The organism is Candidatus Abyssobacteria bacterium SURF_5, assembly GCA_003598085.1.
Taxonomy (GTDB): Bacteria; Abyssobacteria; SURF-5; order SURF-5; family SURF-5; genus SURF-5.
This window is the reverse complement of sequence record QZKU01000145.1, coordinates 62,740-76,609: the sequence shown is the minus strand read 5'-3', so window position 1 is coordinate 76,609 and position 13,870 is coordinate 62,740. Positions and strand designations below refer to the sequence as shown.

At 57.9% G+C, this 13,870-nt stretch carries 9 protein-coding genes; 7 read left to right on the top strand and 2 right to left on the bottom strand.

The window, feature by feature from the left end; translation table 11 throughout:
* Positions 1–385: 385 nt before the first annotated feature.
* The 4 genes from C4520_22090 to C4520_22075 all read left to right on the top strand — a co-directional run bounded on the left by C4520_22090 (position 386) and on the right by C4520_22075 (position 4,212).
* On the top strand, positions 386–1,456 hold the full coding sequence (locus C4520_22090) for a mannose-6-phosphate isomerase (GenBank protein RJP14045.1): 1,071 nt from the start codon (positions 386–388) through the stop codon (positions 1,454–1,456).
* A 9-nt stretch (positions 1,457–1,465) separates the two neighbouring features.
* Positions 1,466–2,299 (top strand): undecaprenyl-diphosphate phosphatase, encoded by an 834-nt coding sequence (locus tag C4520_22085; GenBank protein ID RJP14044.1) that lies wholly within the window; start codon positions 1,466–1,468, stop codon positions 2,297–2,299.
* 2 nt (positions 2,300–2,301) lie between these two features.
* The gene (locus tag C4520_22080; protein RJP14043.1) at positions 2,302–3,003 is read left to right on the top strand and encodes a DUF374 domain-containing protein; all 702 of its coding nucleotides are present in this window, start codon (positions 2,302–2,304) and stop codon (positions 3,001–3,003) included.
* Between the two features lie 120 nt (positions 3,004–3,123).
* A complete protein-coding gene (locus tag C4520_22075; protein RJP14042.1) occupies positions 3,124–4,212 on the top strand; it encodes a mannose-1-phosphate guanylyltransferase in 1,089 nt (362 codons plus the stop codon).
* 57 nt (positions 4,213–4,269) lie between these two features.
* On the opposite strand, the gene C4520_22070 is transcribed toward C4520_22075, so the two are convergent.
* Both C4520_22070 and C4520_22065 read right to left on the bottom strand, forming a co-directional pair.
* Positions 4,270–4,551 (bottom strand): hypothetical protein, encoded by a 282-nt coding sequence (locus tag C4520_22070; GenBank protein ID RJP14041.1) that lies wholly within the window; start codon positions 4,549–4,551, stop codon positions 4,270–4,272.
* Positions 4,552–4,572: 21 nt separating this feature from the next.
* Positions 4,573–6,189, bottom strand: a complete 1,617-nt coding sequence (locus C4520_22065) for a dihydroxy-acid dehydratase (GenBank protein ID RJP14040.1) — start codon at positions 6,187–6,189, stop codon at positions 4,573–4,575.
* A gap of 390 nt (positions 6,190–6,579) precedes the next feature.
* Here C4520_22065 and C4520_22060 point away from each other — a divergent pair, with 390 nt between their 5' ends.
* Genes C4520_22060 through larB form a run of 3 tightly spaced genes read left to right on the top strand, consistent with a single transcriptional unit; the run spans position 6,580 to position 13,864 of the window.
* On the top strand, positions 6,580–7,962 hold the full coding sequence (locus C4520_22060) for a TldD/PmbA family protein (GenBank protein RJP14039.1): 1,383 nt from the start codon (positions 6,580–6,582) through the stop codon (positions 7,960–7,962).
* Positions 7,963–7,966: 4 nt separating this feature from the next.
* Complete coding sequence (locus C4520_22055; protein RJP14038.1) at positions 7,967–13,099, top strand: hypothetical protein; 5,133 nt, start codon at positions 7,967–7,969, stop codon at positions 13,097–13,099.
* A 15-nt stretch (positions 13,100–13,114) separates the two neighbouring features.
* Positions 13,115–13,864: a nickel pincer cofactor biosynthesis protein LarB gene (gene larB, locus C4520_22050; GenBank protein ID RJP14037.1), complete on the top strand. Its 750-nt coding sequence runs from the start codon at positions 13,115–13,117 to the stop codon at positions 13,862–13,864.
* Positions 13,865–13,870 lie beyond the last annotated feature (6 nt).

Here is a 13,870-nt window from a genome sequence, read left to right as displayed (position 1 = left end):
CGCTTGCCGCCCGCTTCGCTACCTGCTGTACGAGCAATTAGCAGGATAATCACGTTTCAGATTATAAAGTCAGCCAGGCTTTTCCTGGCACACCAGAGGTCGCAAAGACGAAATTAAGGATGATTTGGGAGGTCATGTTGTGTATTGTTTTCCTCTGCGCTCTTCGCGTCTCTGCGGTGAAAAAAGCTTTTTTGTGGACAGCCTTAGATTGTCACTCAAATCGGCCCTGTAAAAAATATGTGTTTTTGAAAATCACAAGGCCGTATTGAAATTCTCCCTGACAGCAATGATATAAACAGTTGTATTTTTGGTTAATATCACCTGGGGGCGTCGGACTTTGAGAAAGGAGCTTTACTCGCCCGCGCCGGAAGTGTAAAATAGCAGGATGCAAGCGCAACAAAGATTGTATCCATTCGTGCTCGAGCCGGTCTTCAAGTACCGCATCTGGGGCGGGCGCCGGCTTGAGACGATGTTCGGCAAGAAACTGCCGCCGGTCGATCCGATTGGCGAGTCGTGGGAGATCACGTGCCGCGGCGAGGACAACAGCGTCATTCGGAATGGCGCGCTGGCGGGAAAGACGCTGCGGGATGTCCTCCTGCAATACCCCAACGAGCTTCTCGGCGTGGGAAATAAAAGGGGCGCGCGGCCCTTCCCGCTGCTGAACAAGTTCATTGACGCGAACGAGCTCTTATCGGTGCAGGTGCACCCGGATGAAGGAGGCGCCGCCCGTTACGCGGGGGCGGAGGCGAAGACGGAGGCGTGGTATATCCTTCATGCCGAGCCGGGCGCGACGCTGGTGAAAGGGCTGAAGCGCGGCACGACTCGTAAGAAATTCGAGGAGGCGATCCGCTCCAATACGGTTCCCGCCGTTCTGAACACGTTTCCGGTTAGAGCGGGCGACACGGTTTACGTTCCGGCGGGCTGTGTGCACGCGATGGGTGCGGGCCTGGTGGTGTGCGAGATACAGGAGAATTCGGACACGACGTTCCGCGTATACGATTGGGGGAGAGTCGGCGCAGACGGCAAGCCGCGGCAACTCCACATCGAGCAGGCGCTCGAGGTCATCAATTTTGATGATGCGTCTCCCGAGAAAGTGGCGCCGGTCGAGATCATCGAGGGGCGCAACCGGAAGACGTACCTGGTTGCATGTCCTTATTTTGCGGCCGAGCTCCTCGATCTGGGCGAGCGCGCGGGCGCGACGACGAGCCTAAGCCGGTTCGATTCATACATGGTGCTGAAGGGAAACGCGGCGATAAGGACAGAGAGCGGCGACGAGGTTGTTGTTTCCGCCGGCGATTCGGTTCTCATTCCGGCGTCGGTCGGCGATTACTTCGTCATCCCCGCCGGCGGGTGCAGCATGATAAAGGTGTACGTTCCCGATATCGCCGAAGTTGCCGCGCGGCTGCGTTCGGCGGGCGTTGCCGAAGGAAGAGTCCGCGGGCTGATTTTCGAGTGAGGTTGCTCCATTTTTTTCATACAAGCCATAATCCTCGGGATCGTGCAGGGCGCGACTGAATTCCTGCCGATCAGCAGTTCCGGTCATCTCGTCATCCTCCAGAACGCATTCGGGATGCGCGAGCCGCAGGTGTTTCTCGACGTGATGTTGCACGTCGGCACGCTTTCGGCCGTTTTTTTCGTGTTTCGCAGAGACATCCTTGAAATGATTCGTGCCGCGATCGCCATCGCTCGCACGCGCGCATTCAGCGGGGCGTCCGGCGAGGTCTTCCTGGTTGCGGTTATTGTCGGGAGCATACCCACGGCGGTCATCGGGTTTGTCTTTGCGGATCAATTCGAGAAGCTCTTCGGTTCGATGACGGCGGCGGGCGCGGGATTGCTGGTTACGGGGGCCCTTCTCATGCTGACTGAATGGAGAAGAGAGGAGGTTGTCAGCCTCGCAATGGACGGCTCGGGCGGGATTGGCGTTCTGCAGGCGGCGCTGATCGGAGTCGTGCAGGGGCTGGCGATAATCCCGGGGGTTTCGAGATCGGGCTCGACAATAGCCGCCGGAATGTTGTTGGGGTTACCGCGCGAGACCGCCGCCCGTTTCTCCTTTCTGCTTTCAATCCCGGCCATCTTTGGCGCTCTCCTTTTCGAATTGAAGGACTATTCCCCCGCCGCCGGCGCCGAAGGTATCGGTGCGGCAGGCGTCGCGGCGGGGACTGTTATTGCGGCCGGTGTCGGGATAGCATCTCTATTACTGCTCTTGCGGGTGGTCAGGCGGGGAAGGATTTCGATGTTTGCATATTATTGCTGGCTGCTCGGCGCGCTTGCGATAGCAGCCGGCGTGATGAGGGGCTGAAATTGACGCACGTGGACGCGCTTGAGGAGCCGAAAAAGAGGTACGACTGGAAGTTTCGCCTCGTGCTGGCGCTGGTGCCGCGCCTGTTCACCCTATTTGCCGGCGCGCTGTACCGGACGTGCCGGATCGAGATTTTCGGCAAAGAGCATGAGGACCAGTTCTTGCGCGAGGGCCAGCCGCTCCTCTTCGTTTCGTGGCATCAGGGGCTGCTGTATTATGCATATCATTTCCGCAACCGGCAGGGCATCGTTATGGTGAGCCAGAGCAGAGACGGCGAGCTGATCGCGAGGACGCTGGAGCGGCTTGGTTTCATGAGTGCCCGCGGTTCGAGCAGTCGCGGCGGGAAGGATGCCCTCAACACCATGGTCGAAATCATTAATGAGCGCAGGTGCAGCGGAGGACTGGTCGCCGACGGCCCGCGCGGGCCGTTCGGGATCGCGAAGATCGGGATCATCAAGATTGCGAAAGAGACCGGGCTTCCGCTGGTGCCGGTCATGGTGTGGGCGAAGCGGAAAATCCTGTTCAAGAGTTGGGACAGGACCCTGCTGCCGCTGCCGTTCACGCGCATGGTCTTTTTCTACGATCAGCCGATCTGGATTGCGAAGGATGCCTCTCCCGAGCAAATGGAGCAGGCGCGCGTCGATTTGACGGACATTCTGAACCGCATGCACCGGGATGCGCGGGCGCGTTTTGGAGAGCGCTGATATCGCGGGCGCTTGCGGCGGTAAAAGAATTGACAAGAAAAGAGCTTTCTTGTCAGAATACAGAGTTATGAAAAGAAAATCTCCAGTTGCAGATGAGGGCATGCAGGGGGGAAAATCCCGATGAGAAGAGACAGTCATCTGTATGCGGTGATTCTGGCCGGCGGTTCCGGGACCCGTCTATGGCCGAGGAGTCGAAGGAACAAGCCCAAGCAATTGCTCGACATCGTGAGCAACAAGACGATGATTCAGGAGACGGTCGAGCGGCTGGGGCCGCTGGTGGACGGCAATCACACCATTGTTGTGGTCGGCAACATCCATTTCGAGGAGATCGACCGCCAGCTCGCGCATGTTCCGACCGAAAACATTCTCATTGAGCCTGAAGGCAAGAATACCGCGCCGGCCATCGGGCTGGCCGCCATCCACTTGAAGGCGATCGATGAAGAGGCGGCCATGCTTGTTCTGCCGTCGGATCATCTGATTACCGACGCCGATCGGTTCCGCAAAATAGTAAGAGCCGCAGTTGCTTTCGCGCAAAAGGAAGACAAACTGGTTACCATCGGCATCCAGCCCACGTTTCCCGAAACCGGCTACGGTTACATACAGATCGGACACAAGATAGATTCGGTGCAGGAGGAAAATATTTATAAGGTTGTCGCGTTCCGCGAGAAACCCACCAAGGCGGTGGCGCAAAAATTCTTGAAAACCGGCCACTACATGTGGAACAGCGGCATGTTCGTGTGGAAGGTGTCGGTCATTCTCGAACAGATCAAGGTTCACCTGCCCGATCTGTATGAGGGCCTGATGAAAATAGAGAGCGCGATCGGCAAGGGAAGCGAAGAAAAGACGATCGAGAAGATTTATCCGTCGCTCAAAGCCGAGTCGATCGACTTCGGCGTTATGGAAAAATCAAGCGACGTGGCTCTGCTCAAAGGCGACTTCGGCTGGAACGATATCGGCAGTTGGGCTGCGATGGAGCAGATCTGGCCGAAGGATAAGGACAACAATTTCCTCGACGCCAAGGTCGTTTCAATTGAATCCACCGGAAACATCATTCACAGCACCAAGAAGCTGGTGGCGGTCATCGGGCTCGAAGACATCGTTATCATCGAGACGGAGGACGCGCTGCTGGTATGCAAGAAGGAGCGCGCGCCCGACGTCCGCCGAGTCGTCGATGAACTGAAGAAGCGGGGCCTCGAGGATTTTCTCTAAGGGCCCGTCTGGGAAACGGGCGAGACCTTGCGAATTCTCCCCCTTACGTCAGGGTAATCATTTCTTTTTCTTCTGTCCACCTTTTGCCTGTGGTTTGCCCGGATTGCCGGCGCCGGCCTTGGCCGCGACTTTTTTCTTCGGCGCGTTTTTCCTTGATGCCTTCTTTTTCGAAGTAGGCTCGTTCGCGCCGTAGACCTCCACGTACGCGTCATGCACCGGGCATCCGTTCTCCCAGTGAGCGCGCACCTTTCGGCCGATAAAGGATTTTGGATATTTTCGGGCGATATTACAACCGGGGCAAACTTTATTCCATCCGGCGAGTACTTTTTTCAGTTCCATTCGTTGTCTCCTTTATGGTATTCAGACCTTTACCACCGCTCCTCGATATGCGGGCGAAACGAGGGCAGCATATTTTGCGAGATAGCCCTTCAGATTCCTCTCCGGCCTTTTCCATTGGCGCAGCCGCTTATCCATCTCCTCTCGCGATATCTCGACATCGACGGTCCGCGCCGGTATATCGATTTTAATGAAGTCGCCGTTTCTGACGGCGGCCAGCGGCCCGCCTTCGTAGGCCTCGGGACAAACGTGTCCGATGGCGGGGCCGCGGGTGAAACCCGAGAAGCGGGCGTCGGTGATGATTGCGACCTGCTCCTCGAGTCCCATCTGGAATAACTGTTCGGTCACGGTGAGTATCTCGCGCATGCCCGGCCCGCCCCTCGGGCCTTCGTTGCGGATGACGATGACTTCGCCGGGCTGGAACACGCGATTCAGCGCGGCCTCAACCGATTCGGCCTCATTCTCGAAAATGCGCGCAGGTCCCCGAAAAACCAGCATCGATTCCGGCACGCCGCTTTGTTTGACGACGGCGCTGTCGGGCGCCAGATTGCCCCGCAAAATGGCGATTCCGCCCTCGGCATGAAATGGGTTCGAGCGCGGGCGGATGACTTCCTCATCAAGCGCCCATTTGCCCACCAGGTTGTCGGCTACTGTTCTTCCGGTTACCGTGAGCGCGTCGCCGTGAATCAGGTCGCCAAGCTGAATCATGATAGCCGGCACGCCGCCGGCCTTGTGAATATCCAGAATCGAATACGGTCCGGACGGCAGTCCTCCGCAGATATGCGGCACGCGTTGTGAGAAGAGGTTATATTCCGAGATATCGAATTCGATTCCGAGCTCATCGGCGAGCGCGAGCACGTGCAGGACGGCGTTGGTCGATCCGCCGGAGGCCATCTGCACGGAGACCGCGTTTTCAAGGGCCTGCCGCGTCATGACGGCGCGCGGGCTGAGGCCGGCTTCGAGCGCCTTCATCACCAGCATTCCGCTCTGCTTGGCCTGCACGATTTTCTCGGATTGCACGGCATGGGTTGTCGCGGAGGCCGGAAGGCTCATTCCCAGGGCTTCGACCAGAAACTGCATGGTATTGGCGGTTCCCATTCCGGGACATGCGCCGGAGGACGGGCAGACCAGTTGGCTGAGAATTCGGGGCGCGTCCTTCGGCAAGAACAGGTCGAAGGGGAGCATCGGGCCGCCGGTAACGAATACGGAGGGCAGATCCAGCCGGGCCGCTGCAAGGAGGTGGGCCGGCACGATCTTGTCGCATGAGGAGATAAATACGAGGGCATCCAGATGATGCGCGAGCACCATTGTCTCGACGGAATCGGCGATCAGGTCGCGCAGTGGCAAGACATACTTCATCCCATCGAGGCCGTTGCCGTACCCGTCGCACGGGGCCGGCGTATTGAATTCAAGCGGCGTTCCGCCTCCGATGCGAACGCCCGCTTTGACTGCCTCGGCCACCTCGCGCAGGTGAAGATGGCCGGGGGTCAACTCGGTCCAGGAATTCACGACCCCGACAAGCGGACGCTTCATCTCTTCTTCGGTCAGTCCGATACATTTCAGGAGCTCGCGGCGCACGAGTGCGGTCGCCGTCCGATCGACATTCTCGAGGAGGACGCTGCTCTGTCTCTTCTTCACCATCAGATTATCCCTTTCGCCGGGGCATCCCTCCCCCACTGAAGAGGGCAAAACGGCCCCATGAAGAGAAGGAGGAGTATCGGCAAACCGTGCGCCTGAGGATACACTTTGGAAAACAATTTCGTACAATTTTTACCGCAGAAGCCCTTTTATGTCAAGCAGATTCCGGCAGTGCCCGGAAATTAGGCATTTTTTGCCCCTCACGTATTTACGGCGGGGGCGCGGTGTTAAACTATGGTAGTCGATCTGAGGAGCCGCCTTCTTCATGAGCCCTTTGCCTCATAAGACTATAAGCATGCGAGAGTTATACATGAAGCAAGGGTGGTTATCTTGACTTCCCGAAGAAGCGTTTCTATAATTGACCATTACCATCCCAAAAAGGAGTAACCGCATATGAAAATAGTTCGGGAAATTCCAAAGATTTTGCAGTTAGCGCTGAAAAATGGCGGAGATTTTGCAGAGCTTTTCATTGAGGAACGGTTTTCCGTTTCGATCGGTTGTGAAGCGAACAAGATAGAGCGCGTAATCAGCGGAACCGATCGTGGCGCCGGTCTGCGTGTGGTTGTGGGAGATATGACCGCATATGCTTCCACCAACCAGTTGACGGCGGCGGCCTTGCGGGATCTGGCCGAGCGGGTGAGCAAAGGCATCCGTGCGCCGGTTCAAAAATACACCTTTCCCGAAGCCGTCAAGGTGAGCTTCGAGAAGAAGAGGATAAAGTATCCGTCGGCGGTTCCTGCGAGTGAAAAAGTCTCGAAGGTGCTGGAAGCGAACGAAACCGCATGGAGCGCCGGCAAAGAGGTTGTGCAGGTACTCGTTCGGTATGGTGACTCGCGGCAGCGCGTCATCATCGCGAACTCCAGCGGTCTGCTCGTGACCGATGAGCGCGACCACATCATCTTTCTTGTGCATTCGGTCGCAAAGCGAGGAGACCTTATTCAGACGGGCTACGAGCCGGTCGGCGGGACAATGGGATTCGAGATGTTTGAAGATACGACCCCCGCGAAGGTGGCGCGAACAGCGGCCGAGCAGGCGCTGCGAATGCTGGACGCATCGCCGGCGCCGACGGGTATCATGCCCGTTGTTGTCGGCGCCGAAGCCGGCGGAACGATGATCCACGAGGCGGTCGGGCACGGTCTTGAGGCCGACCTGGTGCAGAAGGGTCTCTCGGTGTTTGCGGGCAAGATCGGACAGCGGATCGCTTCGGAATCGGTTTCGGTGCACGACGATGCCACGATCCCGCGGAGGCGGGGCACGTTCAAGGTGGACGACGAGGGGACGCCGGCCGAGCGCACGGTGCTCGTGGAGAATGGAGTTTTGAAGAGCTACCTGTACGACGTCATTGGCGCGCGCAAGGAGGGCCGTGCCTCCACGGGCAACGGACGTCGCGAGTCGTACCGCCACCGGCCGATCCCCCGCATGACGAACACCTTGATTGTTCCCGGCGGTGCGCGCCCGGAGGATGTCATATCAGCGACCGACAAAGGTCTGTTCGTGCGGCGGATGGGCGGCGGACAGGTGAACACGGTGAGCGGGGATTTCATGTTTGAGGTAAGCGAGGGCTACCTGATCCGCAATGGGGAAATCAAGGAACCGGTTCGGGGTGCGTCTTTGATCGGAAACTCGCTCAAGGTTTTATCGGGAATAGACATGGTGGCCAACGATCTCGGTTTTGGCCTCGGAACGTGCGGAAAAGACGGGCAGGGGGCCCCGGTTTCCGACGCACAGCCGACGCTTCGGATACGAGGGATTACGGTCGGAGGAACCAGTGCCTGAAGTTATGCTTGATTCATTCGAGGTCGACGATTCCAACAAATTTGCCGTCGCTCTGTGTAAAGCGGTCGTCAATCTCGAAAAAGGATACTCGCCTCTGCTGATCCACGGCGAGGCGGGTTCCGGAAAAACGCATCTGCTTACCGCGGTAAGCACCGAATTGTCCCGGGCGCATCCCGAGATATCCCTGCTTTTTGTATCTGAAGAAGACACGGTCGAGCAGGTATTCGGAAACGGTGCGTCTTCCGATGAAGCGTTGGCCCGTGAACTCGTTCGAAAGGACTTTCTGATTGTCGATGATTTCGAGCGGATTCTGGATGTTCCCGCCGCCAAAGACAAGTTTTCTTCCCTCTTCAATTCCTTTGTAGACAGCGGAAAGCAGATTCTGCTGGCGTCTTCGGTTCCGATCAAGGACCTGCGCGGGTTCGACAAGCGGTTTCTCAGCAGGCTCCGCGGCGGAATCGACGCGCACCTCGTGCCGCCGCTTCCGGAAACGCGCCTCAAGATTTTGAAGAGCGAGTGTGCTCGTCTGGACCTGGAGCTTGATCTCGATGTTATGCAGATGCTGATGAAGGAGGCCGGGAAGAATTCGGCTTACCTGAAACGGTTGCCCGGCCACCTCAAGACCTTCTCCACGCTCAATCGCCAGCCCCTCACGAAGGAGAAGGTGGCGGAATTTCTATCCGCCATTCGCGAGCAGGCGGGCGAGCAGAAGGATACTGCCACGACGGAGGAGATTCTCAGCACGTGGATGCAGCGCCAGGCGAAGAAACACGAGGACGGTCTCCAGGTCACCTTGCGCGAGTACGAGCAGAAATTGAGCTCGCATGATGAAATCGTTCAGCAGATGCAGCGCCAGATTGAAGAACTTGCGGCTCGTGAGAAGGCGACTGCCGCTGACAATGCTTCGCTCACCTTGAGATTAAAGAAGATCAAGGGAGAGCTTGACGAGAAAAATAATCTGCTGAAATCACAGGGCAAGGTTATCTCGAGCGAAATCGCCCAGTTGTCGAAGGAGCTGAAAGAGCGGGAAGAGCGCGCCGAGGAGGCCCTGAGGGATCGCGACGCGGCTCTGTCGGAAAAAGAAGCACGAATTTCGGAGCTGGAGCAACTGCTGAAAAAGAATTTCAGCGATCTTGCCCTCCACGCAGACCACCAGAAGCAGGCGGAGCAGAAATTGCAGGCCCTGCAAGCCCGAATCGAGCAACTGCAGAAAGAAAAAGAAGATGATCTGCTCGCCCTGAAAATCCAGCTCGAGGACAAAGACGAAAAACTTGTGCTGCTTCGAGAGGAGCGTGAAAAGCGCAGCTCGAAGGAGCAAAGAGAGAAGTTGGACCTCGAGGATAGCTATGCAGAGACGCGCGAAGAGAACGAGCTGCTCAAGAAGGCGGCGGAGCAATTAAACGCTCGCATCAAGGAACTCGAGGACAACCTTGAACACATTCGGGCGCAGAGGACGGAGGAGAGTTCCGCCAAGCTCTCGGAGGCGGCCGCTCGGGAGCAGCAGTTGCAGGAGGAGATCAACGCTCTCTCGCAGGCGCTCGAGGCCGAACGCGCACTTTCCCAATCGCGGGAACAAAAAAACGCCACGCTGTCGAAGCGCGCGAGTGCGGCGGAATCCGCTAGTGCTGAGATCGAGGAGCGCCTGAAAGAAGTCTCTCAGAACCATCAGCGCGCGCGCGAGGAGCTCGAGCGAGTGCGCTCCGAACGCGAGAAGATGAAACAGGACCTCTCGGAAATCACTGCGGAACTCGCTTCCTCGAAATCGATGGTGGAGCAGCATGAACGGGAGATCGGCGAAAAAAGCAAGAAACTTGAGGAATTGGCTTCCGAAAACCTGAAGCTGCAGAATCATGTGTCGGAACGCGAGCAGGCTCTCCTGCTCAAGGAACGAGAGGATGCAGAGCGTATTCGAGCGTTTCATGAGCAGGTGAAGAAGCTGGATGACGAGTTGCATGCGGCGGAGTTGGAACGCAAGAAGCAGGAAGCGGTCCTGAAGGAGACACGCGAGCAACGGAAGATGCTGGCGGCCGAGCTGAACGACGAGATCGAACAGTTGAAGGCTGTCCTGAAAGAGAAAGAGGCTTCTGAGCAGAACCTCTCGAAATCGCTCGAGGAAGCCACCGCCAAGCTGCAAAGGAACGAAGAGATTCTGAACCAGGCAAAAGCGGAAGCGGAAGAGGCCGAAGCGCGCGCGGAGGAAATAGGAAGACAATTTGAGGAAGCGCAGAAGAGTTGGGAGGAACGCCTCGAGCGACAACGCGACGAGCTCGCCTTGCATGAGAAGGATCTCGCGGAAAAAATCGCCGCCTCACAGCGCGAAGTTCAGGAATCGGCCGGCATCATTAAGCGATTAAAGACCCACGTTTCTGATCTCGAGGACCGCGTGCGCCAGCGCGATCAGCTTTTGGATGCGAAGGAAAAGGGCGAGGCCGAGCATATCCTGAAGCTGAAAGACGAGCTGAAACGCCGGAACGATGAGCTGCAGAAAACGTTCGAAGATATTGTGGCGGCAAACGAGCGCGGCGATGAGTTCGAGCGGCGAGTCTCGGAACTCGCGCACGAGCTGGCGGCCGTAAAGGAAGAGAGGCAGCAGGCGGAAGATTCGTCCGCGGCCGCGCGGGATCTGTTCGATAAGCAGATACAGGAAGCCAGGGAGCGCGCGAGCGAGCTCGAGACGCAGTTGACTCAGCGGAACGAACAGGTTCGGGAATTCGAAAGTCGGCTCGGCGACTATGAGCGGCGGATACAATCGAGCGAGGAGGCGCTGGCGGCGCTGCGGGCTGAACTCGCCGCCGCTGAAAACGAAAAGGCTTCGCTCGCCGCCAAAGAACAGGAAGTTGCCGCACGGGTGGAGGAGGTTACGCACGAGGCGGAAGCTGCGGTCCAGGCGGCCGGAGAGCGTCTGCAGGAGGCTCGCGTTCAACTGAGAGAGGCGCAGGCGCGCGAAGGCGAGTTACTGTCGCGATTCGAGCAGGAAAAGGCTGCATTGACCGAACGACTCGAGCGCCAGCGGCTGGAATCGACCGCGCGCGAGAAGGCGCATTCCGACGCAAGTAGCGCCGCCGAGCTCGAGATGAAGTCGCTATCCGAACAGGTGCAGAAGTTAAAGAAGAAGATGAACGAGGCGCAGCAGGACCTGGAAAGACAGGTCGAACTGCGGGAGCTGGCCGAGCAGGATGCGGCGCGGCTGGCGACCCTGATCGAGGAGAAAGACCTGCGCGTGGCCGAGTCGCAAAAGGCGCTTGAGGCGTTGCGGGAGAGTTTTTCGCAAAGCACCGCTCAAGGGGCGGAGGCGCAGGGCCATTTTTCAGCGCTGGAGAAAGAATTGACGGCCAAGGAGCGCGCGCTGGCGGCGGTACGCCACGATTATTCGGAGCTTCAAGTCGACTACGACAAACTGAGAGCCGAAATGGTCAAGGCCGAGAAGAGCGGAAGCAAGCTGCAGTCGGAGAAGAAAAAGACAGAGCAGGCGCTCAAGTCTCGCGACGATCAGATCAAGGCGTTGCAAGAAGAACTGACGAAGCTGCGGGCGCAAGTCGAGCAAGAGGATGCAGGCGCTCTTGCCCGCATTCAGGAACTGGAGCGGATTACCGCTAAAAAAGACGATATGCTGCAAGCGGCGGAACAACGCGGTCGGGAGTCGGCCCGGGAGATAGTCGCTTCGAAGGATAAGGAAATAGAGCGCCTGTCCGCCGCGCAAAAGGAAGCCGCCAGATCTCTGGAAGAGCATGCTCAAACCGCCGACGCCCAACTCGCGAAGGTGCGGCAGGAGTATGAAGAGCTCCTACTCCGGCAGCGAAAGGAAAACGATGTCCTGCGCGGGCGTCTCACCACGCTCGAGCATGAACAGGCGTCTCAGCCTGACAGCGCCAAACTCCCGACGGCGGCGGAGCAGGAGGCCGACGTTTCGCCTCCTCCGGCATCGGCGGAAGAGCCGGCTGCCGATGCGAGCGACGCGCAGGCTGAGCCGGAAGAACCGGCCGGCGACGTGCAGTTCGAGCCGGTGGAATGGTTGCATGATTTTGCGGGATTCAGGGGCAGCGAGGCGAACAGTTTCACGATAACGATGGCGGAGAAAATAGCCAAGAGTCCCGGAACGCTGTATAACCCGCTTTGCATATACGGGCAGTCCGGCGCGGGAAAGACGCATATCATGCACGCGCTCGGATTACTGGCCACCAAACAGAACCCGAAATTGAGCGCCGTGGTAATTTCGCTCGGCTCGCTTATCGAGCGCATGAAAAGGGAGCGCGAGAATCTGGAGAAATGGCCGAGGAGCCTGCGGCTGCTCATTCTAGACGATTTCGAGATTTCCGATGTTCCCCGGGAGATACAGGCATCTCTATACGGATTGCTCTCCGCGATGCTGAAGAGCGGGACCCAGATAGTCATTGCTTCGGAAGTGCCTCCGATAAAGATGCAGAGTATCGAGGAAAGCATGCTGCATTTTATTGAGGCTGGACTGTTGGCAAAACTGGAGGTTGATGCTCAAGTGCAAGAAGAGCAGAAGGAAGCGATTGAGGCTTTCGTTCATGTTGCCCGGATTCCGTTCGCCGGACAGCAGGAAAAACAGGAAGCTGAGACGCGTGCGGCGGAGACGGCGCCTTCGCCGGAGCCGGCCGCCCCGGAGGTGAAAAAAGATTTCTTCGAGGAGTTCCTGCAGGCGAATACCGCGTTGACAAGCGCCAATTTCCAGGGGAAAGAGCTGTTCGAGGAATTCGAGGAGATTTTCAAGAACCCCAACAAGCGCTGGCGCAACAAGTTTCCTTTGCTGGTCATGGAAGACGACCGCCAGCGCCGCAACCACTTCTTCAATGCGTTGGCCCACCGGCTGCAAGGCGTATTCACCGGGCCGGTTTCCTCCCTCTCGATCGAGCGGCTTGTGACGGTTCTCTCGAAAAAGCAGGCGTTCGACTGGAACGGCCTGCTGAACCGGCTGATCAAGTCGCATGTGATCCTCATCGACGACTGCGACAGCGTCACCAAACTGCCCTCTTCCACATTCGGATATCTTCGCGCTATAATAGATGAGGTTCTGGGGCGGGATATCCTGCTGATGATCGGTATGTCGAAGAAGTACAAAAAGGAGCCGATCTTCGGCGCCGCCGTCAAAAGAGCCAGCAAAAAGAAAATCTGACGGAGAGGGCCATACATGCATCCAGATAAACTGCGCTCTCTTATTGCCGCAGTGTCACGCGGCGAGGTGAGCGTTGAAGAGGCGGTTTCCGCGTTGAAGTCGCTCCCGTATGAGGACCTCGGTTTCGCCAAGCTCGACCATCACCGCCATTTGAGAAGGGGCTTTCCGGAAGTCATCTTGTGCGAAAGGAAAACCAAGGAGCAGGTGGTGGCGATCACGGGGAAGATGATCGAACGCGATGGAAACGTGCTGGCGACACGGGTTTCGCGCGAAATCTATGAGGCGGTCCGCCAGGTGCACCCCACGGCGGTTTACCATCAGGACGCGCGCGTGATGACCATCATTCTGCATCCGATCAAGCGGAAAAAGGGGGCAGTCACGGTCATAACGGCGGGCACCTCGGACATTCCGGTCGCCGAGGAGGCTGCCTTGACCTCTGAGATGATGGGCTGCCGCGTCAGGCGCATCTTCGACGTGGGCGTGGCCGGCATCCACCGGCTTTTCGACCGCAGGAAAGAGATAGCGAAGGCGGACGCGTTGGTGGTGGCGGCCGGAATGGAGGGCGCGCTTGCAAGCGTGGTGGGCGGTCTGGTAGAATGCCCTGTAGTCGCCGTTCCCACGAGCGTTGGGTACGGCGCGAGTTTTGATGGGCTGGCCGCGCTCCTGGGAATGCTGAATACCTGTTCGCCCGGCGTTGCGGTGGTGAACATCGACAACGGGTTTGGCGCCGGTTACTTCGCCAGCCTTATCGCCCGGCAAAAATAGGGGTCG